Annotated in this window: 22 protein-coding genes; 11 read left to right on the top strand and 11 right to left on the bottom strand. The window is 69.2% G+C overall.

The window, feature by feature from the left end:
- The first annotated feature begins 28 nt into the window (after positions 1 to 28).
- Complete coding sequence (locus BMW26_RS01195) at positions 29 to 1,558, top strand: glycosyltransferase family 2 protein (protein WP_053098449.1); 1,530 nt, start codon at positions 29 to 31, stop codon at positions 1,556 to 1,558.
- A 6-nt stretch (positions 1,559 to 1,564) separates the two neighbouring features.
- On the opposite strand, the gene map is transcribed toward BMW26_RS01195, so the two are convergent.
- Entirely contained in the window at positions 1,565 to 2,335 is a 771-nt protein-coding gene (map, locus tag BMW26_RS01190) for a type I methionyl aminopeptidase (protein WP_072590525.1), read from the bottom strand.
- Between the two features lie 78 nt (positions 2,336 to 2,413).
- Here map and BMW26_RS01185 point away from each other — a divergent pair, with 78 nt between their 5' ends.
- Both BMW26_RS01185 and BMW26_RS01180 read left to right on the top strand, forming a co-directional pair.
- On the top strand, positions 2,414 to 2,692 hold the full coding sequence (locus tag BMW26_RS01185) for a helix-turn-helix domain-containing protein (protein ID WP_072592179.1): 279 nt from the start codon (positions 2,414 to 2,416) through the stop codon (positions 2,690 to 2,692).
- A gap of 1 nt (position 2,693) precedes the next feature.
- Positions 2,694 to 3,452: an SDR family NAD(P)-dependent oxidoreductase gene (locus tag BMW26_RS01180; RefSeq protein WP_198032362.1), complete on the top strand. Its 759-nt coding sequence runs from the start codon at positions 2,694 to 2,696 to the stop codon at positions 3,450 to 3,452.
- Between the two features lie 31 nt (positions 3,453 to 3,483).
- On the opposite strand, the gene BMW26_RS01175 is transcribed toward BMW26_RS01180, so the two are convergent.
- Positions 3,484 to 3,789 (bottom strand): ArsR/SmtB family transcription factor, encoded by a 306-nt coding sequence (locus BMW26_RS01175; RefSeq protein WP_053098447.1) that lies wholly within the window; start codon positions 3,787 to 3,789, stop codon positions 3,484 to 3,486.
- A gap of 85 nt (positions 3,790 to 3,874) precedes the next feature.
- Here BMW26_RS01175 and BMW26_RS01170 point away from each other — a divergent pair, with 85 nt between their 5' ends.
- From BMW26_RS01170 to BMW26_RS01160, 3 genes are all read left to right on the top strand, one after another.
- Positions 3,875 to 5,089 (top strand): MFS transporter, encoded by a 1,215-nt coding sequence (locus tag BMW26_RS01170; protein ID WP_072590524.1) that lies wholly within the window; start codon positions 3,875 to 3,877, stop codon positions 5,087 to 5,089.
- 739 nt (positions 5,090 to 5,828) lie between these two features.
- Positions 5,829 to 6,317 (top strand): DUF2975 domain-containing protein, encoded by a 489-nt coding sequence (locus BMW26_RS01165; protein WP_053098445.1) that lies wholly within the window; start codon positions 5,829 to 5,831, stop codon positions 6,315 to 6,317.
- Positions 6,317 to 6,520, top strand: a complete 204-nt coding sequence (locus tag BMW26_RS01160) for a helix-turn-helix domain-containing protein (RefSeq protein WP_042540715.1) — start codon at positions 6,317 to 6,319, stop codon at positions 6,518 to 6,520. The genes BMW26_RS01165 and BMW26_RS01160 overlap by 1 nt, the downstream gene beginning before the upstream one ends.
- A 572-nt stretch (positions 6,521 to 7,092) precedes the next feature.
- Here the strand turns inward: BMW26_RS01160 and panB are convergent.
- From panB to BMW26_RS01145, 3 genes are read right to left on the bottom strand one after another with little or no spacing between them, the layout of a single operon-like run.
- Positions 7,093 to 7,962, bottom strand: coding sequence for a 3-methyl-2-oxobutanoate hydroxymethyltransferase (gene panB / locus BMW26_RS01155; RefSeq protein ID WP_072590523.1), 870 nt, complete (start codon positions 7,960 to 7,962; stop codon positions 7,093 to 7,095).
- Positions 7,959 to 8,825 carry a pantoate--beta-alanine ligase gene (panC, locus tag BMW26_RS01150; protein ID WP_072590522.1) on the bottom strand — a complete coding sequence of 289 codons (867 nt, stop codon included), beginning with the start codon at positions 8,823 to 8,825 and terminating at the stop codon, positions 7,959 to 7,961. Before panC ends, panB begins: the two co-directional genes overlap by 4 nt.
- Positions 8,822 to 9,547: a DUF2520 domain-containing protein gene (locus BMW26_RS01145; protein ID WP_072590521.1), complete on the bottom strand. Its 726-nt coding sequence runs from the start codon at positions 9,545 to 9,547 to the stop codon at positions 8,822 to 8,824. Before BMW26_RS01145 ends, panC begins: the two co-directional genes overlap by 4 nt.
- A 323-nt stretch (positions 9,548 to 9,870) precedes the next feature.
- On the opposite strand from BMW26_RS01145, the gene BMW26_RS01140 reads away from it, so the two are divergent.
- Entirely contained in the window at positions 9,871 to 11,379 is a 1,509-nt protein-coding gene (locus BMW26_RS01140) for a SulP family inorganic anion transporter (RefSeq protein WP_072590520.1), read from the top strand.
- A 19-nt stretch (positions 11,380 to 11,398) separates the two neighbouring features.
- On the opposite strand, the gene BMW26_RS01135 is transcribed toward BMW26_RS01140, so the two are convergent.
- The 4 genes from BMW26_RS01135 to BMW26_RS01120 all read right to left on the bottom strand — a co-directional run bounded on the left by BMW26_RS01135 (position 11,399) and on the right by BMW26_RS01120 (position 16,371).
- Positions 11,399 to 12,721: an enolase C-terminal domain-like protein gene (locus BMW26_RS01135; protein ID WP_056512772.1), complete on the bottom strand. Its 1,323-nt coding sequence runs from the start codon at positions 12,719 to 12,721 to the stop codon at positions 11,399 to 11,401.
- The gene (locus BMW26_RS01130; protein WP_072590519.1) at positions 12,718 to 14,304 is read right to left on the bottom strand and encodes an aldehyde dehydrogenase (NADP(+)); all 1,587 of its coding nucleotides are present in this window, start codon (positions 14,302 to 14,304) and stop codon (positions 12,718 to 12,720) included. Before BMW26_RS01130 ends, BMW26_RS01135 begins: the two co-directional genes overlap by 4 nt.
- 37 nt (positions 14,305 to 14,341) lie before the next feature.
- Complete coding sequence (locus BMW26_RS01125) at positions 14,342 to 15,277, bottom strand: 5-dehydro-4-deoxyglucarate dehydratase (RefSeq protein WP_053098437.1); 936 nt, start codon at positions 15,275 to 15,277, stop codon at positions 14,342 to 14,344.
- A gap of 116 nt (positions 15,278 to 15,393) precedes the next feature.
- Positions 15,394 to 16,371 (bottom strand): 2-hydroxyacid dehydrogenase, encoded by a 978-nt coding sequence (locus BMW26_RS01120; RefSeq protein WP_072590518.1) that lies wholly within the window; start codon positions 16,369 to 16,371, stop codon positions 15,394 to 15,396.
- 259 nt (positions 16,372 to 16,630) lie between these two features.
- Here BMW26_RS01120 and BMW26_RS01115 point away from each other — a divergent pair, with 259 nt between their 5' ends.
- The 4 genes from BMW26_RS01115 to BMW26_RS01100 are packed head-to-tail and all read left to right on the top strand — an operon-like array spanning position 16,631 to position 20,909.
- The gene (locus tag BMW26_RS01115) at positions 16,631 to 18,199 is read left to right on the top strand and encodes an ABC transporter substrate-binding protein (protein WP_053098435.1); all 1,569 of its coding nucleotides are present in this window, start codon (positions 16,631 to 16,633) and stop codon (positions 18,197 to 18,199) included.
- Between the two features lie 29 nt (positions 18,200 to 18,228).
- Positions 18,229 to 19,218 (top strand): ABC transporter permease, encoded by a 990-nt coding sequence (locus tag BMW26_RS01110; protein ID WP_053098434.1) that lies wholly within the window; start codon positions 18,229 to 18,231, stop codon positions 19,216 to 19,218.
- Positions 19,211 to 20,176: an ABC transporter permease gene (locus BMW26_RS01105; RefSeq protein ID WP_053098433.1), complete on the top strand. Its 966-nt coding sequence runs from the start codon at positions 19,211 to 19,213 to the stop codon at positions 20,174 to 20,176. Before BMW26_RS01110 ends, BMW26_RS01105 begins: the two co-directional genes overlap by 8 nt.
- 7 nt (positions 20,177 to 20,183) lie before the next feature.
- Positions 20,184 to 20,909 carry a sulfite exporter TauE/SafE family protein gene (locus BMW26_RS01100; protein ID WP_072590517.1) on the top strand — a complete coding sequence of 242 codons (726 nt, stop codon included), beginning with the start codon at positions 20,184 to 20,186 and terminating at the stop codon, positions 20,907 to 20,909.
- A 36-nt stretch (positions 20,910 to 20,945) separates the two neighbouring features.
- On the opposite strand, the gene BMW26_RS01095 is transcribed toward BMW26_RS01100, so the two are convergent.
- Together BMW26_RS01095 and BMW26_RS01090 are read right to left on the bottom strand one after the other, a co-directional pair.
- Positions 20,946 to 21,926 carry a 2-hydroxyacid dehydrogenase gene (locus BMW26_RS01095; protein ID WP_232224519.1) on the bottom strand — a complete coding sequence of 327 codons (981 nt, stop codon included), beginning with the start codon at positions 21,924 to 21,926 and terminating at the stop codon, positions 20,946 to 20,948.
- Positions 21,923 to 23,236 carry a glucarate dehydratase family protein gene (locus BMW26_RS01090; protein ID WP_083569424.1) on the bottom strand — a complete coding sequence of 438 codons (1,314 nt, stop codon included), beginning with the start codon at positions 23,234 to 23,236 and terminating at the stop codon, positions 21,923 to 21,925. The genes BMW26_RS01095 and BMW26_RS01090 overlap by 4 nt, the downstream gene beginning before the upstream one ends.
- Positions 23,237 to 23,338 lie beyond the last annotated feature (102 nt).

The following is a 23,338-nucleotide window of genomic DNA, read 5'->3' as shown; positions in this document are numbered from 1 at the left end:
CGTTTCCCCACCGTCCACTTCGATCAGAGTGAGCGTCGTCGTTCCCGTGTTCCGTCCGGGAGCGGCATTCGACGAGCTCATCGCGTCTCTCGATCGGCAGACGCTCGATCACGGCCGGTTCGAGGTGCTGCTCTGCGACGACGGCTCCGGTGAAGAGACGGCGGCTCGACTGGTCGAGATCGCGCGTGATCGTCCCTACGTGCGCGTCGCGTATCTGCCGCATTCGGGGTGGCCGGGAACGCCGCGCAACCACGGGATCGACGATGCGCGCGGCACGTACATCCAGTTCGTCGATCAGGACGACTGGCTCTACGACGGCGCCCTCGAGGCGCTCTGCGACTACGCCGACGAGCATGCATCCGATGTCGTGGTCGGCAGGGAGGTCGGCATCGGCCGGCGGCTTCCGAGTCGCATCTTCCGCCGCGACATCCCCCGTGCGCGCCTCGGCGAGGATCCGCTGCTCGAGATGCTGACGCCGCACAAGATGTTCCGCACCTCGTTCCTGCGCGAGAAGCGCATCCGATTCCCCGACGGCAAGGTGCGCCTCGAAGACCATCTGTTCGTGATGAGGGCGTACTTCGAGGCGTCGACGATCTCGATCCTCGCCAGCCGCCCCTGCTACGCGTGGGTCAAGCACGCGGGCAGTGCCAGTTCGTCGCGGATCGAACCCGAGACGTACTTCCCGCATCTCGAGGCCGTGCTCGATCTCGTCGAGCGGTACACCGAACCGGGGCGACTGCGCGACCGGCTGCTGCGGCACTGGTTCCGCGGCAAGATCCTCAAGCGGGTGTCGGGCAAGAAGTACGCCGGGTACCCCGAGGAGTATCGCCAGCGCCTGCTCGACGTCGTCATCCCGCTCGCGCGACGGCGCTTCGGACCCGGCGTCGACGGGGGGCTGGCCTTTCCGAACCGCATCCGGGCCGCACTGCTGCGAGCCGATCGACGCGCCGACCTGCTGACGTTCGCGCGGTTCGAGGCCGAGCTCACCTGCCGGGCGGTGGTGACGTCGGCACGGTGGTCGCGGGGCGGCGGACTGTATCTCACCGTCGATGTCTCGATCACCCGCGACGGGCAGGACGCACTCGAGTTCGAGCCGGGCACGGGCGTCATGACGTCACTGCCGATCGCGATGGACGGCCTTCCGACCGGTCTTCTCGAAGCCAAGCGGGAGATGTCCAACGATCACGTCGAGCTGGTGTGGCGCGACAAGGCCGCGGCGATCGAGCGTCGTGTGGCGAACCTGCACCCGCGCAGCCTCGACTCCCTCCGCATCGCGATCGACCCGCTGAAGGTGTTCCGACCCGACGACGAGTCGCGCGGGGCGAAGCTCTTCGTGACCGTGCGACGGGCGGGGTGGACCTTCGACGTCCCCCTCCGAGCGGATGCTGCGACGCTCGCCGCCGCGGGACGCTCTCCCCTGCTCGCCGGGCGCACGTGCACGCCGGTCGCGGGACGCGGCGGCGCCGTCGAGCTGCGCAGGCAGTACCCCGGCGGCCGGCTCAAGGACCTGGCCGGCCGCGCTGTGCGTCGGGTGCGGAGCGGCTCGCGCACGAAGTGACGAGGGTCAGCGCGGCAGCGTGAGCACCTCGGCCCCGGTCTCGGTGATGGCGATGGTGTGCTCGGTGTGGGCTGTGCGGCATCCGGTCGCACTGCGCAGCGTCCAGCCGTCGTCGTCGGTGACCAGCCGGTCGGTGTCGGCCATCACCCACGGTTCCAGTGCGAGCAGCAGGCCGGGGCGCAGTCTGTAGCCGCGGCCGGGGCGTCCGTCGTTCGCGACGTGCGGATCCTGGTGCATCGTCGAACCGATGCCATGGCCGCCGAACTCGAGATTGATCGGGTAGCCCGCGTCGCCGAGCACCGTGCCGATCGCGTGGGAGAGGTCGCCGATGCGCGCGCCGGGTCGGGCTGCGGCGATCGCGGCGGCCAGCGCACGCTCGGTCGCGTCGATCATGTCGAGGTCGGCGGATGCCGCACCGTCGCCGACCACGAAGCTGACGGCGGCATCCGCTGAGATCCCCCGGAGCGTGACGGCGAGGTCGAGAGTGAGAAGGTCGCCGTCGAGGAGGGCGTAGTCGTGCGGCATCCCGTGCAGCACCGCGTCGTTCACGGCAGTGCAGACGTAGTGGCCGAAGGGCCCCCGGCCGAAGGAGGGGGCGTAATCGACGTAGCAGGACTGCGCACCGGCATCCTCGATCATCTGCTTCGTCCAGCGGTCGAGGTCGAGCAGGTTCACCCCGACCGCGGCTCGCTCCTTGAGGGACTGGAGGATGCCGCCGACGAGGGCGCCCGCGTCTCGTGCACGAGCCAGTTCGTCGCGGTTCAGGATCTCGATCATGGGGTTCTCCACAGCTCGCCGTCAGTCGTTCCAATAACTATCCCGGTAATACTATCCCGGTATTACAATGGGCACATGATGGTTCGGATGCCCCTGACTCCCGCCGAGGTCGAGCGGGGCGAGCGCCTCGGCGCGCTGCTGCGGCGAGCGCGCGGTGAGCGATCGATGCTGAGCGTCGCCCTCGAGGCGGGAGTCTCGCCCGAGACCCTGCGCAAGATCGAGTCGGGTCGCGTGGCGACCCCCGCCTTCTCGACCATCGCCGCGATCGCCGGCGTGCTGCACCTCTCGCTGGATTCGGTGTGGTCCGAGATCGAGCCGGCGGTGCATGCGGTCGGTCGCACGCGGGTCGCGTCCTGAGATGGCGCATGCGCTGATCACGGGCAGCTCGCGCGGCATCGGCCGCGCAGTGGCGCAGGCCTTCGCCCGACGGGGCGACCGGGTCGTCGTGCACTACGGCCGTGATCGCGCGTCCGCGGAAGAGACCCTCGCCTCACTCGAAGGCTCGGACCATGCGATCGTGGGCGGCGACCTCGGGGATCCGGCGGAGGCGCAGCGCGTGGTCGAGGAGGGCATCACAGCCCTGGGTTCACTCGACATCCTGGTGAACAATGCAGCCGTGGCCCCGAGCGCGGCGAACGAGCATCGCGTCGACTCGACGACGTATGCCGAGTGGCAGCGCGCCTGGTCTGCCATGGCCTCGGTGAACCTGCTCGGCGCTTCGAACGTCACGATGCTCGTCGCTCAGCACATGATCGAGCGGGGCAGCGGCGGATCGATCGTCAACATCGGGTCACGCGGCGCGTTCCGCGGAGAGGCCGACCACCCCGCGTACGCCGCGACCAAGGCAGGACTGCAGGCGTTCGGGCAGTCGATGGCGCTGGTGCTCGCACCCCACGGCATCTCGGTCACCTCGGTCGCTCCGGGAATGGTGGCGACAGACCGGCAGACGGCGAAGCTCGAGGGAGAGCAGGGCGACAGCATCCGCGGTCAGAGTCCGTTCGGCCGGGTGGGCACGCCCGAAGAGGTCGCGGATGCCGTCGCCTATCTCACCTCGCCGACCGCGGTGTGGGCATCGGGCACGGTGCTCGACCTGAACGGCGCGTCGCACTTCCGCTGAGGCGGTGGGCTCTCGCCTGGGCTGTTGCGGGTCACGAACGCAGCACGGACTCCAGCAGGCCGGGGAACAGCTCGTCGAGCTCTGCGCGGCGCAGCGTCAGCATCCGTCGCCGGCCGTTGGGCTCGTTGCGGATCACGCCCGCTTCGCGCAGCACCTTCATGAAATGCGACTTGGTGGACTTCGGCAGGTTCGGGTCGGTCGCGTGGCATTCCGCCATGTCGAGCGGGCCGTCGGCGAGCTGTCGCGCGATCGCCAGACGCTCGGGGTCGCTGAGGGCGAAGAGCACGTCGGTGAGCTGGATCTCGGATCGCTCGGGGTGCGGGAGTTCGCCAGGCATGGTTCGAGAATAGTTGAACAATCGCGGGATCGCGAGTACGCTCCGATAGTTCGATGAATCTCGAACCGATACCGCGGGAGCACTCATGACCACCACGTCACCGATCGACACGACCGCGACCGCATCTCGGATCCGTCGCCCGCGTTTCGGCTTCGCGCTGGCCGTCGTGACGCAGATCGCGATGATGATGGGCGCGAGTGCGCCATCGCCGTTCTACCCCGTGCTCGCCGCAGAGATCGGATTCGACGCGATCGTCATCAGCGCCGTCTTCGCCGTCTACGCGGTCGCCCTGCTGCTCGCCCTGCTCACCGCAGGCTCGCTCTCCGACCATGTCGGGCGGCGACCGGTCGCGATCGGCGGTCTCCTGGTGCTCGCCGCGAGCATGGTGCTGTTCTGGCATGCCGATACGGTCGCCACGCTCATGCTCGCCCGCATCCTGCAGGGTGCGGCGAGTGGCGTGCTCATCGCAGCCCTCTCGGCCGCCGCGCTCGACCTCGCCCCCGGTGGCCGTTCGAGGGTCGCCGCACTGTGGAACGCGCTCAGCCCCGGAATCGGCCTCGCCCTCGGCGCGCTCGTCTCGGGCATCGCACTGGACGTGACCGGACAGCCGCTGCTCGACGTCTTCGCACCCCTGACCGCCGTGCACATCGTGCTCGCGGGGCTCTTCTTCCTGGCACCCGAGACCGCTCCGCTGCGGCCGGGAGCACTCGCGTCGCTGAGCTTCCGACTGTCGGTGCCGGCCGGCATCCGCTCGGACTTCTGGCGCGGAGCCCCCGCGATCATCGCCGGCTGGGCGACGGGTGGGCTCTTCCTCTCACTCGGCGCGAACATCGTGCGCACCCAGCTCGGCGGTGAGGCGCACGTCTGGCAGGGACTCGCGGTCGCGATGCTGGCCGGCGTCGGCGCGGTCACCGCATTCCTCTTCCGCAACCGGCGCCCACGCACCTCGGTGATCTTCGGCACCGCGGCCCTCGCCGTCGGCACCGCGCTGTCGCTCTGGGCGCTCGCGACCGGGTCGCTTCCGTTCTACCTCGCCGCGACCGCCGTGACCGGCATGGGATTCGGCACCGCCTTCTCGGGAGTCGTCGCCTCACTCGCACCCCGCATCCCCCCGACCGACCGCGCCGACACGTTCGCCGTGATCTACCTGCTCGCCTACCTCGCCTTCGGCGTGCCCGCAGTCGTCGCAGGGATCCTCGTCGGAGTCTTCGGACTCGGCGCCGTGTGCGTCGGGTACGGCGTCGCGGTCATCGCGCTCGCGCTCATCGCACTGGTGCTGCGGGTGCGTCGGGCGGAGTAGCTGCTCTCTGTGTGGAGGAGATCTCTCGCGCCGGAGGAGGTCTCTCACTGCGAAGGGGATCTCTCGCGCCGAAGGGGATCTCTCGCGCCGAAGGACAGATGCCGCCGACACCTCCTTCGGTAGACGCGATCTCCTTCCGAGCGCGCGCTGCCTCCGGCATCACAGTGCCTGCGAAGGAGATCTCTCACTCCGAAGGAGAGATACCGCCGACACCTCCTTCGGTAGACGCGATCTCCTTCCGAGCGCGTGCTGCCCTCCGGCATCCACCCCCACCGCGAGCGAAATCTCTTGCCTCGAAGGAGGTATGACGGCGACACCTCCTTCGGTAGCCGCGATCTCCTTCCGAGCGCGCGCTGCCCTCCCGCATCCACCCCCAGTACGAAGGAGATCTCTCGCCCCGAAGGACGGATGCCGCCGACACCTCCTTCGTTATGCGCGATCTCCTTCCGAGCGCGCGGCGCCGGCACCCACCCCCACTGCGAGGGAAATCTCTCGCCTCGAAGGAGGGATGTCGCCGATATCTCCTTCGCTAGGCGCGATCTCCTTCCGAGCGCGCCCGGCCCCGGCATCCGGAGCAGATCTGCGTAACGGAGGAGATCTGCGCACCGGAGGACGAACTCGCGAAGTTGATCCTCCCTTCCGCAGATCTCCTCCGCATCGAACGCGCCCCGCACATCCACCTTGCTCAATCGAACGATTAACGATAGATTTCTGCTGTTGTTCGATGAGAGGTGGAGTCATGGCGAAGTCGACGATCATCGTGCTGCGGGTCGTGATCGCGCTGGCGCTGGTCGGATCCGTGGCCGTGCAGGCGCTCATCGTGCCGCTGCTGTGGCTCGACCTCGCCGACGAAGAGCTGTGGGGACGGATCGCCTTCGTGTCGATCGTCGTCCTCGGGGTCGGCACTCTGCAGGTCTTCGGCATCTGCGTGTGGCTGCTGCTCACGAAGGTGCGTCGCGGATCGATCTTCTCGACCTCGTCGTTCCGCTACATCGACGTGATCATCGGCGCGATCCTCGTGGCCGCGGCTCTCCTGTGGATCCTCGCGGCGATCCTCGCTCCGGGCTCGGCAGCTCCGGGTCTCGTCGCGCTCATCGGCGGAGCCGGCGTGGTGCTCGCCGGCGTCGCCCTGCTGGTCGTGGTGATGAAGGCGCTGCTGCGGCAGGCGATCGACCGCGATGTCGAGGCGCAGGCGCTGCGGTCCGAGCTCGACAACGAGGTCATCTGATGCCCGTCGTCGTCGACATCGACGTGATGATGGCGCGACGCAAGATGGGTGTCGGCGAGCTGGCCGAGCGCATCGGGATCACGCCGACGAACCTGGCCGTGCTGAAGAACGGGCGGGCGAAAGCCGTGCGGTTCTCGACCCTCGACGCACTGTGCGAAGTGCTGGAATGCCAGCCTGGCGACATCCTGCGCTGGGAGGCGTGAGGGGACCTCTTTCGTCGCGGCACCCACGCACCCACACACCCACACACCCACGCAACCACGCACCCACCCAACGGAGGAGTTCTGCGCCTCGGAAGGCCTGATCCCGGGATTCCCTCCTTCGGAAGCGCATTTCTCCTTCGCAGCGCGCGGGCCGCACGGCTGCGGCACCCCGCCACGACGGCCGCAGCGCACCTGCGGTGCGGAGGAGAACAGCGCACCGGAGGATGGGATCGTCGATAGGGCCCTCCGCATCGACGATGGCCAGCACGAGAAAGACAGCAGAGCCGGATGCGCACGCAACGGAGGAGTTCTGCGCTTCGGAAGGCCTGATCCCGGGATTCTCTCCTTCGGAAGCGCATTTCTCCTTCACAATGCGTGATGCGCGCGCTTCGAGACCTCGACACGGCAGCCATCGCACTCCTACGGTGCGGAGGAGAACAGCGCACCGGAGGATGGGATCGTCGATTCGGCCCTCCGCATCGCAGATCTCCTCCGCATCGACGAGGTCAGCAAGAGAAGGACAGCAGTGCCTGATGCCGAGCCCCGGACGCCGAGCCCCGGGAGGCCGACGCCTACCGCCGCGCGAGCAGGTCGCGCAGTCGCGCGGCCTCGCCCTCGGGCATCCCGTAGCCGTGCTCGGGCGCCGGGTACTGCCCGCCTCGCACCTCGTCGGCATAGGCCGCGACCCCCGCGATGGACACACCGCGCACATCGGCGTAGCGCTTGACGAACTTGGCGGCCCCGCCGGCGTAGATGCCGAGCAGGTCGTGGAAGACGAGCACCTGGCCGTCGGCATCCGCTCCGGCTCCGATGCCGATCAGCGGAATGCGCAGCAGGGGCGCGAGAGCGGCGGCGACCTCGGACGGCACTGCTTCGATCACGAGCAGCGAGACTCCGGCATCCTGCAGCGCGAGGGCGTCGTCGATCACGGCGAGCGCCGCCTCGGCGGTGCGTCCCTGGGCGCGGTATCCGCCGAGCGAGGTCGCAGTCTGCGGCGTGAGTCCGACATGGCCGACGACGGGGATGCCGGCATTCACGAGCGCTCGAGCACGGTCGACCGTGGTGCCGCCGCGCTCGATCTTGACCAGGTCGACGCCGGCCTCCTTGATGAAGCGCTGCGCGGTCGCGAGGGCGAGCTCATCCGACGCCTCGTACGAACCGAAGGGCAGGTCGCCGACGAGCAGTGGCTTCGTGAGTCCGCGCCGCACGGCTTTCGTCAGCATCAGCATCTCGTCGATCGTGACGGGCACGGTGCTGTCGTAGCCGAGCACGGTCATCGCGGCCGAATCGCCGACGAGCACCAGGTCGACGCTGGCCTCCTCGACGATCTGCGCACTCGGGAAGTCGTACGCGGTGACCATGACGATCGGCTCGCCGGCATGCTTCTTGGCGTCGAGATCGCGCAGGGTCAGTCGCTTCGTCGGGGCGGCGTGGGCGCTCATGGCGTGAACCCTCTCAGCAGATGGTTGTCGATCAATCGGGCGGCGCCGACACGGGCGGCGACGAGCAGCAGGGCGTCGCGGTCGATGCGGGTGACGGGCTGAAGCGTCTCGGCATCCCGGAGTTCCAGGTACTCGACGTCGATTCCCGCCTCGGCGAGAACATCCCGGGCAGCGGACAGGATGCCATCGCCATCGCCGTCGCCATCGCCGTCGCCCGAACGGTGCGCGGCATCCGCCGCGTCGAGCGCGCGGTTCAGCGCGGTCGCCTGGGCGCGTGCATCCGCGTCGAGGTACACGTTGCGCGAGCTCATGGCGAGTCCGTCGGGTTCGCGGACGATGGGGCACGCCTCGATGCGCACATCGAGGTTCAGGTCACGCACGACCCGGCGGACGACGAGCACCTGCTGCGCATCCTTCTGCCCGAAGTACGCGACGTCGGGCTGCACGATGCCGAACAGCTTCGTGACGACGGTCGCGACGCCGTCGAAGTGGTGGGGGCCGCGGCTCGCGCCGTCGAGCACCTCGGTGATGCCCGCCACGTGAATGTTCGTGGCGAAGCCGTCGGGGTAGATCTCGGCCGGCTCGGGGGCGAAGAGGATGTCGACACCCTCGGCTTCGGCGAGCGCGGCGTCACGCGCTTCGTCGCGCGGGTAGGTGCTGAGGTCTTCGTTCGCGGCGAACTGGGTCGGATTGACGAAGAGCGAGACGACGACGAGGTCGTTCTGCGCCCTCGCCGCGCGCATGAGCGAGAGGTGCCCCTCGTGGAAGGCGCCCATGGTCGGGACGAGCCCGACAGTCCCGCCGTCAGCGCGGGCGTCTCGAACCGCGGTGCGCACCTCGGCGATCGTACGGAGGATTCTCATGACCGGGGCTTTCTGTCGGCGACCGCTCGGGTGGCGGTGGCGAGTGCATCGAAGAGGTCGGCGACGTCGGCGGATGCTGCGCGCTGCCGCGCGACGGTCGCCTCGTCGCCGCGAGCGATCGGACCGGTGAGGGCGGATGCCGCGCCGGACGCCACCCAGTTGTCGACCGTCTGCTGCACGAGCGGTGCGAGGTGGGCGCGATCCAGCCCGGAGGGAGCCGCGAGGCGCTCGGCGGCGTCGAGCACCGTGAGCACGAAGTTCGAGGCGAAGGATGCGGCCGCGTGATACGCCGCGCGGTGGGCGTCGTCGACGCGGAAGGGTGTCGCACCGAGCGCTGTGGCGAGCTGCTCGGCCACCGCGAGCGCCTCTGGTGTGCGGGCGTCGACCGCGACGCCGATTCCGCGGAAGACCTCGGGCGTCTCGGTGCCGGTGAAGGTCTGCAGCGGGTGGATGCTGAAGTCGACGTCGGCGAGCGGCGTCGCACCTGAGACATGCGCGACGAGTCGAGCATGCGGTCGCGCGGCGAAGGCCACGGCTGCGATCGCCGAATCGGGAACGCAGAGCAGCGCGAGATCGGCATCCGGCATCCGGTCGTCGCGACGAAGCGGGCCGAGGACGCCGAAGCCCGCTGCACGCAGGGCCCGGGCGAGAACGCCGCCGAGACGACCGGCGCCGACGATGGCGATGGTCGTGTCAGGGGCGAGAACAGGGGTGCTGTGCATGTCGATTCCCCGGCCGAGAAGGGCGGCGCGGATGGGATGAGTATCCGCCCGAGACCGGGTACGCGCAAAATCTCGGAGCATACTGACAATCCGAACGCGCCCAGCCCTTGTCACTCTGCTGCGCAGAACAGGCAGAACCCTGCTCGCAATGACCTCTCGATCTCGCCACCCTCCCGCGACACCACCGTCGGGAGGGGATCCTCGATACGGAGGGCCGATTCCCGGCATCCGCCCTCCGTACTGCAGAAATCCTCCGCATCGAGACCGAGGTCTTACGCTGGAACGTCTGCCCCATCCCCGGGCACCTTCTCTGGAGCATCCCCATGTCTGCACTCGCGGTCGACGATCGCGCCCGCTATCGGGCGAATCCCACTGTCCTCCAGGCGCTGAAGAGTCCGCGGATGCTGACGCGCGAGGTGCTCGCGGGCCTGGTCGTGGGTCTCGCGCTGATCCCCGAGGCGATCGCGTTCTCGGTGATCGCGGGCGTCGACCCGAAGGTCGGGCTGTTCTCGTCGTTCATCATGGCGGTGTCGATCGCGTTCCTCGGCGGGCGCCCCGCGATGGTGACCGCGGCGACCGGAGCCGTCGCGCTCGTGATCGCACCGGTCGCTCCGACCTACGGGATGGACTACTTCATCGCGACCGTGATCCTCGCGGGCATCTTCCAGGTGCTCCTCGGGGTGCTGGGCGTCGCGAAGCTGATGCGATTCATCCCACGCAGCGTCATGGTCGGGTTCGTGAACGCGCTCGCGATCTTCGTGTTCAGCTCGCAGTTCCCGCAGCTGATCGACGTGCCGTGGCTGGTGTATCCGCTGGTCGCACTGGGGATCGTCGTGATGATCGTGATGCCGAGGATCACCAGGGTCGTGCCCGCGCCGCTCGTGTCGGTGATCATCGTGACCGGTGTCGTGCTGGCGTTCGCGATCACCGTGCCGACGGTCGGCGATCAGGGCGAGCTGCCGAAGAGCCTTCCCGAGCTGTTCATCCCGAACGTGCCGCTCACCTGGGAGACGTTCACGATCATCGCTCCGTTCGCCCTCGGGGTCGCGCTGGTCGGGCTCATGGAGTCACTGCTCACCGCCAAGCTCGTCGACGAGATCACCGACACCCACTCGAACAAGACGCGCGAGTCGTGGGCGCAGGGCGTGGCGAACATGCTCTCCGGAATCTTCGGAGGCATGGGCGGATGCGCGGTGATCGGCCAGACCATGATCGGCGTCAAGGCGTCCGGGGCGCGCACCCGCATCTCGACGTTCTGCGCCGGCATCTTCCTGTTCCTGCTGGTCGTCGTGTTCGGCGACTTCGTCGGCACGATCCCCATGGCCGCCCTCGTCGCCGTGATGATCATGGTCGCGATCGGCGCCTTCGACTGGCACAGCGTGAAGCCGTCGACCCTCAAGCGGATGCCGAAGAGCGAGACCTTCGTGATGGTGGCGACCGTCGTGCTCGTGCTCCTCACCCACAACCTCGCGGTCGGCGTCGTCGGCGGGGTGCTGGTCGCATCCGTGCTGTTCGTGCGGCGGGTGGCGCACTTCGTGTCGGTCGAGCGCTCGGTCGACCGCTCGGTCTCGGGCGACGTCGCGCGCTACGTTGTGAACGGCGAGCTGTTCTTCGCCTCGAGCAATGACCTGACCACCCTCTTCGAGTACCCCGACGACCCCGAGCATGTCGTGATCGACCTCTCGGGATCGCACATCTGGGATGCGTCGACCGTCGCCGCCCTGGATGCGATCGAGACGAAGTACGCAGCGCTCGGCAAGAGCGTCGAGATCGTCGGGATGAACGAGAGCAGTCAGCGGATGCGGGGACGGTTGACCGGCGGGTTCGAGTAGCGATCCACCCGGACGCGCCTCAGCGCACGAGGGCGGGCCGCTTGCTGTCGAACTGCCAGTCGGGCACGAGGTACTGCATGCCGATCGCGTCGTCACGGGCGCCGAGCCCGTGCTCGACATACAGCTCGTGGGCCTCGGCGAGCCGCACGCGGTCGATCGTCACACCGAGCCCCGGCCGGTCGGGCACGCGCACCGCGCCGTCGCGGATCTGCGGCGCATCGACCGTCAGCTGCTGACCGTCCTGCCAGATCCAGTGCGTGTCGAGTGCCGTGATCTCGCCGGGCGCGGCCGCACCGACCTGCGTGAACATCGCCAGCGAGATGTCGAAGTGGTTGTTCGAGTGCGAGCCCCATGTGAGGTCGAAGTCGTTGCACAGCTGCGCGACGCGCACCGACCCTGCCATCGTCCAGAAGTGCGGGTCAGCGAGCGGGATGTCGACGGCGTCCGATCGGATCGCGTGCGCCATCTCGCGCCAGTCGGTCGCGATCATGTTCGTCGCGGTCCGCAGTCCGGTGCGCCGCCGGAACTCCGCCATCACCTCGCGGCCCGAGAACCGGCCCTCGGCACCGCAGGGGTCCTCGGCGTAGGCGAGCACGTCGCGCAGTCGTCGACCGATGCGCACCGCATCCTCCAGCAACCACCCGCCGTTCGGGTCGAGCGTGATGCGCGCCTCGGGAAAGCGCTGGGAGAGGGCGGTCACGACGTCGGCCTCGATCTCTCCGTCGAGCACGCCGCCCTTGAGCTTGAAGTCCGAGAATCCGTAGCGCTGCTGGGCGGCTTCGGCCAGGCGCACGACGCCCTCGGCCGTCATCGCCTCTTCGCGTCGCACGCTCTCCCAGCTGTCGCCGCTCTCGCGCAGATAGGGGAGGTCGGTCCTGTCGGCATCGCCGACGAAGAACAGATAGCCCAGCATCGGCACGCTGTCGCGCTGCTGACCGTCGCCGAGCAGTTCGGCGACCGGCACGCCGAGGTGCTGCGCATGGAGGTCGAGAAGCGCCGACTCGATGCCGGTGACGGCGTGCACGGTGGTGCGCAGGTCGAATGTCTGCAGCCCGCGGCCACCGGCGTCGCGATCGGCGAAGCGCGTAGCGATCGACCGCAGCAGCGAACGGTATCGGCCGACCGGCTGACCCGAGAGCATCTCGCCGGCCTCGGTGATGGTGCGGCGGATCGGCTCTCCGCCGGGGACCTCGCCGAGACCCTCGCGTCCGTCCGAATCCGTCACGATGACGATGTTGCGGGTGAAGAACGGCCCGTGCGCGCCCGAGAGGTTCAACAACATCGAGTCGTGGCCGGCGACCGGAACGACCTCGACTCTGTCGACGGTGGGAACGGCGCTCATGCGGACGCCTCGCGCCGCCCGTCGATGAAGCGCGGGACGTGCCACGGGTTGGCGTCGCGCAGCGCCTCGGGCAGCAGCTCGTCGGGGATGTTCTGATAGGCGACGGGCCGCAGGAAGCGCTCGATCGCGAGGGTCCCGACGCTCGTGGTGCGCGAGTCGCTCGTCGCCGGGAACGGTCCGCCATGAACCATGGCGTGCCCGACCTCGACCCCGGTCGGCCAGCCGTTCGCGAGGATGCGTCCGACCTTGCGCTCGAGCACCGGCAGCAGCGCCGCGGCGAGCTCCTTGTCGTCCGCGCTGAGCTGCAGCGTGGCCGTCAGCTGCCCCTCGAGACGCGACGCCGCCTGCACCAGCTCGGCGACATCGCCGTACCGCACCACCAGCGATGCCGCACCGAAGATCTCCTCGTGCAGCACGTGGTTCTCCTCGAACGATCCGAGGTCGGCGGCGTGGATCACCGGCGCGGGAGCATGCGGACCCTCTCCGTCGGATCCCCGCGCGAGGATCTCGGCGTTGGCGTCCCTCGTCTCGACGCCCTCGCGCCACGCGGCGGCGATGCTCGGCGAGAGCATGGTCTGCCCTGTGGCCGCGCGCAGCGCCTCGGATACGGCCTGCAGGAAGGCGTCGCCCTGCTCGCCCCGCGGGACGAAGACGATTCCGGGCTGCGTGCACAGCTGCCCGCTGGATCCGGTCGCGCTCTGCACGTACCCCGCGGCGAGTGCTCCGACATCGCCGCGCAGAGCGCCGGGCAGGATGAACACGGGGTTCACCGAGCTCATCTCGGCGTAGACGGGGATCGGCACCGGCCGCGCCTGCGAGGCGCGCACGAGGGCGAGACCGCCTTCGCGGGAGCCGGTGAACCCGACGGCCTGGATCTCGGGGTCGGAGACGAGCGCCTGTCCGACGCTGCGGCCCGGGCCGAAGATGTGCGAGAACACTCCCGGGTGGAGTCCATGGGCGTCGATGGCACGCGCGATCGCCGTCGCCACGAGCTCGCTCGTGCCGGGGTGCGAGCTGTGCGCCTTGAACACGACCGGGCAGCCGGCTGCGAGGGCGGATGCGGTGTCTCCCCCGGCGGTGGAGAACGCGAACGGGAAGTTCGACGCCCCGAACACCGCCACCGGCCCGAGAGGGATCTTGCGCTGACGGATGTCGACGCGGGGCACCGGCGTGCGGTCGGGCTGCGCCGGATCGATGCGCACGCCTCGGTGCTCGCCGGCTCGGATGACCTCGGCGAACAGCCGCAGCTGCCCGGTGGTGCGCGCACGCTCGCCGAGAAGACGCGCCTGCGGCAACCCGGTCTCCTGCATCGCCCGTTCGATCAGTGTGTCGCCGATCGCCTCGATCTCCTCCGCAACCGTCTCGAGGAAGGCCGCGTGGGCCTCGGGCTCGAGGCGCGAGAACGTCACGAACGCCTCTGCGGCGGCCGCCGTCGCCTCGCGGAGCTGGTCGACGTCGATCTGCGAGTAGGGCGGATCGAGCTGCTCGTCGGTGTCGGGCGCGATGGCGTGCAGTGCCGAGCCGGTGCCGGCGACGGAGCGCCCGGCGATCGAGGAATGCCCGGTGAGGACGGGAACGGTCATGTCACTCTCCTTGAGTCGAGGGTCGGGATGGTGAGGATCAGACGGGGACGGACTCGAGCAGCCCGGCGCGGTCGAGAAGCTGCAGGAGGTCGGCGTCATCCTGCTCCGACAGGTCGTGCAGCGGCGGGCGGACCGGTCCGACGCCGTGTCCGGTGAGACGCAGCCCAGCCTTGACGATCGAGACGCCGAAGCCGCGGCCCCGATCGCGGATCGCGATGTACGGCAGCACGAAGCGTCCCAGCTTCTCGGTCACCGCGACTCGGTCCTGGGCACGCACGTCACGGTAGAACTCGAGGGCGAACTCGGGAACGAAGTTGAACATCGCGGACGAATAGGTGCTCATGCCCATCTGCAGCAGCGGCAGCGCATACGTCTCCGCCGTCGGCAGCCCGCCCAGGTAGAACAGCCGCTCGCCGTTGCGGACGTAGACCGAGGCGAGGTGCTCGATGTCGGCCGTCGCATCCTTGAAGCCGATGACGTTCTCGTGTCGGTCGGCGAGGATCGCCATCGTCTCGGCCGAGTAGATCGCGTTGCCCCGGTTGTAGACGATGATCGCGAGACGGGTCGCTGCGGCGATCGCCGAGACATGCTCGACGAGACCCGGCTGGTCGCACTCGGTGAGATACGGGGGCAGCACGAGGATGCCCTCGGCACCGGCCTCCTCGGCTGCGCGAGCGTTCGCGATCGCGTTGCGGGTCCAGCCTCCGGCCGACGCGAGCACCGGCACCTCGGGTCGGGATGCCTGCACGGCCGCGCGGACGACCGCGGCCGACTCTGCGGCATCGAGACTGAAGCCCTCGCCGGTGCCGCCGGCGGCGAACAGACCGGCGACGCCGAATCCGGCCTGCCACTCGACGTGCTCGCGGTAGCGCTTCTCATCGAACTCGAGCTCCGGCGTGAATGCCGTCGCGGGGAACGAGAGGAGACCTTCGCGAAGGTGGTCGGCCAGCTCGGTGGGCGTGAATCGTGCCACGGTGCACTCCTGGGGTGTCGCGCCGGTGTCCGGCTCGGATCTGAACAATCGTCACGCTATGCGGGAAACGATGCGCCTACAAACCAAATGGTGGATAGATCAATGCGCCGCCTGCATCAAAGCGCAGACATCTCCGGCACCGGCGTCGGGAGCGGCTCGCCTGCGAGGTACGCCCGCAGGTTCGCCAGCGTGAGGTCTCGCATGTCGCGCCGGGTCTCGTGCGTTCCGCTGCCGACGTGGGGCAGCAGCGTGACATCGTCGCGGATCAACCGCTCGGGCACGTGCGGCTCATGAGCGAACACGTCGAGACCCGCCCCCGCGATCTCACCGGCCTCGAGAACGGCGATCAGCGCGTCCTCGTCGACGACCGAGCCGCGGGCGATGTTGACCAGGAACCCCTCCGGCCCCAGCGCCCGGATGACCTCGGCATCCACGAGCCCCTCGGTCGCCGCGCCGCCGGGAACCGCGATGACGAGCACGTCCGATCGGCGTGCGAGTTCGACGGCGGAGGCCACGTGCTCCCACGGCACCTCCTCGACGGGCCGTCGGGTCGTGTAGAGGATCGTCGCGTCGAATGCTGCCGCGCGCCGGGCGATCGCCTGCCCGATGCGGCCGAGGCCGAGCACGCCGACCGTGCTGCCCGAGAACCGACGCGTCAGCGGGAAGCCGCCGGACTCCCAGCGGCCCTCGCGCAGGAACCTCTCGGATGCCCCGAACCGTCGGAACACGTCGAGCATGAGCCCGAGCGCCGTATCGGCGACGCAGTCGGTGAGCACATCGGGCGTGTGGGTGACCTGGATGCCACGTGCGACCGCCTGGGCCACATCGGTCGTGTCGTAGCCCACCCCGAAGTTGGTCACGATCTCGAGGTTCGGGAGCGCGGCCATCAGAGCGGACGGGACACCGTTGCGACCGCTCGTGACGACAGCGCGCACCTTCGCGGCATCCGCGGGATCGAGGGTCGAGAGGTCGTCGGGAAGACGCACCACGGAGTACTCGTCCTGAAGCGTCCGCTCGAGAGAGTCGAGCAGTGGCCCCGCCTGGGCGACGGAGCCGGGGGCGACGGGCGAGGGGGCATCGATGATGTTCGTCATGGCGCGAGACTACGACCCGTCAACGATGCAGTTCCATAAGCGAAGTTGCATGGATTGATGCGTCCGCTGTATTCATCGGGCGAGAACGCCGGAATCCCGCGGATCGCCGCATGTCGCTCCACCGCTGCCGGGCGCCGAGCCCCGGTTCCGCCCGCCGATGCGTGCCGCGCATCGGTTGACGCTCGGGAAGCGGTCTGCGACATTCTGAACGAGCCGACGACCACTCTGGGCCTCGGCCGTCCCCTACCTGGAGGAACCGATGAAGCTTTCTTCCCCCCGACGCAGAGCGGCCCGCGCATCCGCCGTCACCGCTGGAATCGCGTCGATCGCACTGCTCGCATCCTGCTCGGTCGCGAACTCGGAGTCGCAAGGCGGCGGCGAGGGTGGCACCGAAGACACCCTCCGCGTCGTGCTCACGCAGGAGCCGCCCACGCTCGAGGCGTGCGACGCGAACCTCACCTCGACCGGTGTGGTCGTGCGCAGCACGGTGACCGAACCGCTCGTCGAGCGCAACCCGTCGACCGGAGAGCTCGAGCCGCTGCTCGCCACCGAGTGGGAGCAGACCGGCGACACCGAGTGGACGTTCACCGTCCGCGATGACGTCACATTCCAGGACGGCACCCCCTTCGACGCCGAAGCGGCCGCCTACTCGATCGACCGCGCCGTGAACGGTGACCTCGGCTGCAACGTCGAGGGCTACATCTTCGGTGACGACGACCTCGAGGTCGCCGCCACCGATGCCACCACCCTCACCGTGACCACCCCGAGCCCCGACCCGATCCTCCCGCTGAAGCTCTCGTTCATCGAGATCGTCTCCCCCGAGACCTCGAACACCGAGTTCGTGCGCGAGCCCATCGGCACCGGCCCCTACGCGATCGGCGACTGGCAGGCCGGCACGAAGCTCACCCTCGACCGCAACGACGACTACTGGGGCGACGCTCCGCAGTTCGCCGAGGTCGAGTACCAGTGGCGGTCGGAGGGCACCGTCCGTGCCGCGATGATCACCAGCGGCGAGGCAGACATCGCCCTCGGCCTCAGCGCCGAGGACGGCATCGGCGACTTCGGCGTGAGCTACCCGAACAACGAGACGATCGCACTGCGCTTCTCCGGGCAGACGGCGCCGCTCGACGACATCCGCATCCGCCAGGCGATCAACTACGCGATCGACCGCGAGGGCATCGTCTCCTCCCTCTACCCCGACGGCGACGTGGTCGCCGCGCAGCTGATCCCCGAGGGCATCGTCGGCTTCAACTCCGATCTCGAGCCCTGGGAGTACGACCCCGAGAAGGCGAAGGCCCTCGTCGAGGAGGCTGCGGCTGACGGCGTCCCGACGGACACGAAGATCCTCATGCCGGTGCGCACCGCGCAGTTCCCGAAGGTCAGCGAGCTCGGCGAGGTCCTGCGCGAGCAGCTCGCCGCCGCCGGCCTCAACGTCGAGCTCCGCATGGTCGACACCACGCAGCACCTGCAGTACCAACTGAGCCCGTTCGTCACGAACGAGGGCCCCATCTCGATGCTCATCCAGCACGGCAACCAGGCGGGTGACGCGCAGTTCACGGTCGAGCAGTACATGCTCACGGGCGGTGCGCAGGCCGAGTTCGGCGACCCGGGTCTGGACGAGCTCATCAACACGGCACGCACTCTGACCGGCGATGAGCGTCAGGCGGCCTACGAGGACGTGTTCGCCTACGAGCGCGAGAACGTCGTGGCCCTCGCCCCGATCGCGCACCAGACGGTCATGCTCGGTCTCGCCGACCGCGTGACGTACGAGCCCAACTCGTCGACCGGCGACGAGCTGCGCATCAAGGAGGTCTCGCTCGCGGGCTGACCGCGAGCGAGAGTGAGAGGCGGGCGACCATGTGGACCTACCTGAGAAAACGGATCCTGCAGAGCGCGCTGCCGCTGATCGCCGTCGTACTGGGTGTCTTCGTGCTCGCCCGTCTCACCGGCGATCCGTCGCAGCTGTACCTTCCGCTGAACGCCACCGACCAGATGCGCGAGGACTTCGCCGCCCGCAACGGCTTCGACCAGCCGCTGTGGAAGCAGATGGGCGACTACTTCCTCGGTGTCCTGCAGCTGGACTTCGGTCAGTCGCTGCGCACCGGGGAACCTGCCGCCGAGATGGCGCTGCGCGCCTTCCCCGCCACCCTGCAGCTCGCCGCGGTGACGATGATCCTCGCGATCGTCATCGCCATCGTGCTCGGCAGCTGGGCGTCGCTGAAGCCGAACGGCATCGCCGACCGCATCGTGAGCTTCTTCTCGATGACGGCGGCGAGCGTGCCCGATTTCTGGGTGGCGATCCTCGGCATCTGGATCTTCGCGATCACCCTCGGCTGGCTGCCGACCTCCGGAACCTCCGGCGCTCTCGTCTGGATCCTGCCGGTCGCGACGCTCATGCTGCGACCGGTCGGGGTGCTCGCCCAGGTGATCCGCGGGTCGATGGTGACCGTGCTCGGGCAGCCGTACATCCAGGTCGCCCGCAGTCGCGGCGCCGGCCAGATGCACATCGTCTCGAAGCACGCGCTGCGCAACGCCGCAGCACCTGCCCTGACCGTCGCCGGCGACCTGACCGTCGGCCTCATCAACGGCGCGGTCGTGGTGGAGTCGATCTTCGGCTGGCCGGGCATCGGCAAGCTCATGATCGACTCGATCCTGCAGCGCGATTTCGCGGTGCTGCAGGCCGCGGTTCTGATCACCGCTCTGGCGATCTTCGCCCTCAACATCATCATCGACCTCGGTTACGCGCTGCTGGATCCCCGCGTGCGGCCGACCTCGGGAGCCAAGGCCCGCCGCCGCGGTCCCGGGGCACTCTCCGACACGAAGGCAGAGGTGCTGACGAATGTCTGACAACGCATCGACCGTCACCGTCCTCACGCAGAAGGCGCGCGGAGCCCGCTCGTCGGGTCGCGCCAACCTCTGGCAGCTGCTGCTGAAGGACAAGGTCGCCACCGCCGCCGCCATCGTGCTGTCGTTCATCGTGCTCACCGCGATCATCGGTCCGCCGCTGTTCGGCGAGATGGCGCAGCGACAGGACCTCGGCGCACGCAACATGCCGCCGTTCAGCTTCCAGCTCGGCTGGGAGTACGTCCTCGGCAGCGACTCGCTGGGTCGCAGCCTGCTCGCCCGCATCATCACCGCCGCGGGAACCACGCTCGGTGTCGCGGCGGCCGCCGTGGTCGTCTCGGCGGTCGTCGGCTCGATCTGGGGCATGTGGGCCGGATTCCACCGCGGATGGCGCGAGTCGGTGTCGATGCGCATCGCCGACGTCATCATGAGCTTCCCCTCGCTGCTGCTCGCCGTGGTGATCCTGTACGTGTTCAACCCGAGTGCGGCCAACATCGTGCTCGTGCTCGCGATCACCCGCATCCCTCTGTACCTGCGCACGGCGCGAGCGGATGCCGCCGAGCTGCGCTCGAGGATGTTCGTCGACGCCGCGACGAACTTCGGAGCCACGAACAAGGCCATCGTCTTCCGGCACATCGTCCCGAACGTCCTGCCCACGCTGGTCACGCTGGCGACGCTGGAGTTCTGCTACGTGATGCTGGCCGAGTCGTCGCTGAGCTTCCTCGGCATCGGCATCCAACCGCCCGATGTCAGCTGGGGCCTCATGGTCTCGCAGGGACGCCAGTACCTCGCCGAGGCGTGGTGGCAGTCGGTGCTCCCCGGTCTCGCGATCGTCATCACCACGGTGTGCGCGAACGTCCTGGCCGCGTGGCTGCGTCTCGCGACCGATCCCGGTCAGCGCTGGCGTCTGCAGAGCAAGAAGCGCCGTCGTGTGATCGGCTCGATCGCCCCGCGTCGCTGAGTCCGCGGTGACGCCGCTCGAGTTCATGATGCTGGGGGCCGTCATCCTCGTCGCCGGCTGCCTGCAGGGCTCGATCGGCTTCGGAATGGGGATGCTGGCCGCACCGTTCATCGCCCTGATCGACACGACGCTGCTGCCGGTGCTCGTGATCATGCTGGCCATGGTCGTGACGCTGATCGTGGCGGTGATGGATCGCGCGGCGCTCGATCTGCGCGGGGCCGGCTGGGCGTTGGCGGGGCGGGTGCCCGGGACCGTCGTCGGCGCGGGTCTCGTCACCGTGATGTCGACGACCGCGCTCTCCTGGGCGGTCGCGGTCGTCGTGCTGCTCGGAGTCGTCGTCTCGCTGCGGGGCTGGCGCCCGAGAGTGACGAGGACGACGCAGGCGGTGGCCGGGGCGCTGTCTGGCGTCATGGGCACGACCACGTCGGTCGGAGGGGCGCCGATGGCGATCATCTGGCAGGGCTCCGACGGGCCGCGGCTGCGCGGCACGATGTCGGCGTTCTTCCTCGTCGGATCATCGCTGTCGCTCGTCGCGCTGTTCCTGTGGGGCGCGGTGCCGACGCACGCGCTCGCCACGGCGGCCTGGATGGCGCCGTTCGCGGTCGCGGGGGTGGTGCTGTCGCGGTTCGTGAACAGGTTCCTCAACCGCCGGCGCACGCGCGCGATCGCTCTCGGAGCATCCGCTCTCGGTGCGGTGACGCTGATCGTCACCCGCCTGTTCGAGCTCGGCTGAGCGGATGCCGGAGCGACCCGCCCACGGCCAGCCGCCTCAGCGCACCTGACGCTCGAGCGGGAGGCCCGCGTCGAGCAGGTCGATGTTGCGGGCGATGTCGGCGGCCCGCGCCGTGAAGACCTCGCGGGCATGGCCGGAGTGGTGCGGGGTGAGCACGACCCGATCGAGCGTGGCGAACCTCTGCACGACGGGGGGAGCCTGCGCGCCCTGCGGCGCCTCCCACCACACGTCGATCGCCGCTCCCCCGATGCGTCCCTCACTGAGGGCCGAGAACAGTGCGTCCTCGTCGATGAGCGCCCCGCGGGCGACGTTGATGACCAGAGCGTCGGCGTTCAGCTGCGCGAGCGCGTCCGCATCGATCATCCCTCGCGTGCTCTCGGTGAGGGGCGCGGTGATGACGACGACATCGCTCTCCCGCAGCAGCGGATGCAACTGATCCTCGCCGTACACCTGATCGAGCAGCTCGGTTCCGGGGCCGCCCGCATCAGGATGCCGGCGCATCGCGACCACGCGCATGCCGAAGGCCTTCGCGAGGCGGGCGACGGAGCGGCCGATCTCGCCGTAGCCGACCAGTCCGAGGGTGCTGCCAGCGAGAGAGCGGTGGTACGGGGCGCCGGCCGTCGCGATCGTCCGCCACTCCCCCCGACGCATCTCGGCATCGGCGTCGATCGCGCGACGGCGCAGCATGAGTGCGGTCATGAGCACGTGCTCGGCGATCGCAGCGCCGTGATGACCGGTGTTGCACAGCGGCACACCCTCGGGCACGGCACCGCCTTCCACCCTGTCGACTCCCGCACCCGTCGCATGCACGAGTCGCACGTGATCGGCGCCGGCCATCTCTGCGACCGTGAGCCGCGAGCAGATCACCACGTCGGCGCCCTCGATCGCGGCTCGTGTCGAACCGGGCACGTCGAGGTCGGCGAACACCCACTCGTGCGGGCGCGCGGTGCGGCGCAGATCGTCGGCGAACGCCGACATGATCGGATCGGTGACCGCGATGCGCAGCGGCGCGTTCACCAGCGGGGGCTCTCGAGCACGTATCCGGGGTCGACCCGCTGCATGTAGCCGGTGTCGTCGCGCTCCCGGATGCCGCCGTCGAGGTACTGCCTGTGCAGCCGCGCGAGCGCCTCCGGGTCGAGCTCGACGCCGAGTCCGGGCGCGGTCGGCACCGCCAGCGATCCGTCCCTGAAGGTCAGGGCGCCGGGGGCGATGACGTCTTCGTCCTCGCGCTTCCACGGCCAGTGCGTGTCGCACGCGTAGCCGACGCCGGGGGTGGCACCGGCGAGGTGGGTCATCGCGGCGAGGCTGATGCCGAGGTGCGAGTTCGAGTGCATGGAAAGCCCCCACCCGAGCGTCTCGGCGAAGCCGGCGAGCAGCCGGGATCGTTCGAGACCTCCCCAGAAGTGGTGGTCGGAGAGCACGATGTCGATCGCGCCGAGGCGCACGGCATCTGCGATGTGCGAGAACGCGACGACGCACATGTTGGTGGCGAGCGGCAGGTCGGTGTGGCGGCGCACCTCGGCCATGCCCTCGAGACCCGGGGTGGGGTCTTCGAGGTATTCGAGCACGTCCTTCAGCGCATCGGCGACCCGCAGCGAGGTCTCGACGGTCCAGGCGCCGTTCGGATCGATGCGCAGGGGGTGGTCGGGGAACTCCTCGCGCAGCGCGAGGATCGCGGCGATCTCGTCGTCGGGCGCGAAGACACCGGCCTTGAGCTTGAGCGCTGTGAATCCGTAGGCGTCGACGATGCGACGCGCCTGTCTGACGATGCCGTCCGGCGTCAGCGCCTCGCCCCATTCGTCGTCGGATCCGCCCGGGTGGCCTGCCCACTTGTAGAAGAGGTAGCCGCTGAACGGCACCGCATCCCGCACCCGTCCGCCCAGCAGCTCGCTGGCGGGCATGCCGAGCAGCTTGCCGCGGATGTCGATGGCGGCCACGTCGAACGGCGAGAGCACACGGTCGCCGGTGCTCGTGCCGGTGACCATGCCCGACATGCCGTGTCCGCCCTGCACGCCGTCGCCGGCCACACTGCGCTCGACCCGCGCTCGCAGGTCGTTCGTGGCGAACACGTCGCAGCCAAGCACGGCGTCGGCGGCGACCCGCAATCGCTGCAGGTGCGCGCTGTCGCCGTAGGTCTCGCCGAGTCCGACGACGCCCGATTCGGTGGTCACCTGCACGATGGCGCGCAGCGCGAGCGGCTCGTGCACGCCGACGGTGTTGAGCAGGGGTGGGTCGTGGAATGCGACCGGTGTGATGCGGACGGACCGCACCGCGTTCTCGGACAACCGCGTGGCAGCCGGGACAGACAGCAGGAACTCTTCGGACATCACGCCTCCGTTGGTGAGACTCCGGGACTCCGCTTCGACGGATTCCGCGTCATCGAGTTTCTCCGACACTATGGTGGGGACAGATGCGCGGACAAACCAAAA

Origin of the sequence: Microbacterium sp. 1.5R (assembly GCF_001889265.1) — a bacterium.
Taxonomy (GTDB): Bacteria; Actinomycetota; Actinomycetes; order Actinomycetales; family Microbacteriaceae; genus Microbacterium.
The sequence above is the reverse complement of the archived record's forward strand: the minus strand, read 5'-3'. Positions and strand labels throughout refer to the sequence as shown.